This is a genomic window from Rhizobium sullae (genome assembly GCF_900169785.1).
GTDB classification, from domain to species: Bacteria; Pseudomonadota; Alphaproteobacteria; order Rhizobiales; family Rhizobiaceae; genus Rhizobium; species Rhizobium sullae.
The window spans coordinates 1-1,034 of record NZ_FWER01000174.1 but is presented as its reverse complement, the minus strand read 5'-3'; the positions used below and the strand labels follow the sequence as shown (position 1 = coordinate 1,034).

Genomic DNA, 1,034 nt, shown 5'->3' with positions numbered 1-1,034 from the left:
TATCATTGCCCAAGTATGCGTGTGGCAAGGCCGTGAAGTCTATGCCTTTACGCGCCGCGGGGACGATGAAGCGCAACGCGTTTCGCCATAAGTCTCCGAGCCGCATGGGCGGGAAGCTCGGACGACAGCCCGCCGGTGCTGCTGGATGCGGCGATCATCTTTGCGCCGGTCGGCGGGCTCGTCCCGGCCGCTCTCAAGGCGGTCCGCAAGGGTGCCTTTCCAAATTTCGTGCCTGGCAACAGGATGCGCTTGATGGACGGGGCAATCTTGATCTTCGGCAACGCCATTNTTCCAAATTTCGTGCCTGGCAACAGGATGCGCTTGATGGACGGGGCAATCTTGATCTTCGGCAACGCCATTTGCGCAAGATCAACGCGAGCATGAGCCGTTCGGGCGATCATCCCAACATACAGCCGAGATGAGGAAATACGTCATGAGAGCTCAGTTCCACCTGCCTTTGCTCACCTATCCCGACCCCAGCTCTTTTGCTCTGATCCAGAACGCCATCGATTTTGCACGGCACCAGGAAGCGCGGCTTCATGTCAGCGTGTTCAAGGTCAAGATACCGAAGGTGTCCCCGCCATTTCCGCCGATCGTCGATGTCGACAAAATGAGCGCAGAGGCGGAGCGCTCCAGCCGGGATTGCGCGGCGACCTTCGCGATCGCTTTGCGGCGCTTGTTCGCGACGCCGGTCTTGCCGTCGAGATTGTCAATGCGCAATCACAGGGAGCTCCGGTAGCCGGCACAATTCAGTCCGCTGCAGCTGAAGCGCGGGCAGACTTGCTGATTGCTGGAGGTTTCGGACACTCTAGATTGCGCGAACTTATTCTGGGAGGCGTTACGCGATCGTTGCTTAACGGCCTCGAGCTACCGGTTCTCCTATGCCATTAGAGCTCAGACCGGCGCTATGACTTGGCAGTCAAAACAGAACCAACATGGCCGATAGGAGAGGGGCGCGTTCATTGTCGGCTGCTCGATCCGCTGACAGCCGCTGAGATTTCCTAAAGGAGATCTTTGCCGCCGAGCCCCACGAA

Annotated in this window: 2 protein-coding genes and 1 pseudogene; 2 read left to right on the top strand and 1 reads right to left on the bottom strand. The window is 58.6% G+C overall.

The window, feature by feature from the left end:
• A pseudogene (locus BN1800_RS39600) lies at window positions 1-213 on the top strand (alcohol dehydrogenase); the annotation flags it as partial.
• A gap of 324 nt (window positions 214-537) precedes the next feature.
• Here the strand turns inward: BN1800_RS39600 and BN1800_RS43300 are convergent.
• Window positions 538-720 carry a hypothetical protein gene (locus tag BN1800_RS43300; protein ID WP_244564839.1) on the bottom strand — a complete coding sequence of 61 codons (183 nt, stop codon included), beginning with the start codon at window positions 718-720 and terminating at the stop codon, window positions 538-540.
• Here BN1800_RS43300 and BN1800_RS43295 point away from each other — a divergent pair.
• Window positions 643-891: a universal stress protein gene (locus BN1800_RS43295; protein WP_244564838.1), complete on the top strand. Its 249-nt coding sequence runs from the start codon at window positions 643-645 to the stop codon at window positions 889-891. The genes BN1800_RS43300 and BN1800_RS43295 overlap by 78 nt on opposite strands.
• The last annotated feature ends 143 nt before the right edge of the window (window positions 892-1,034 follow it).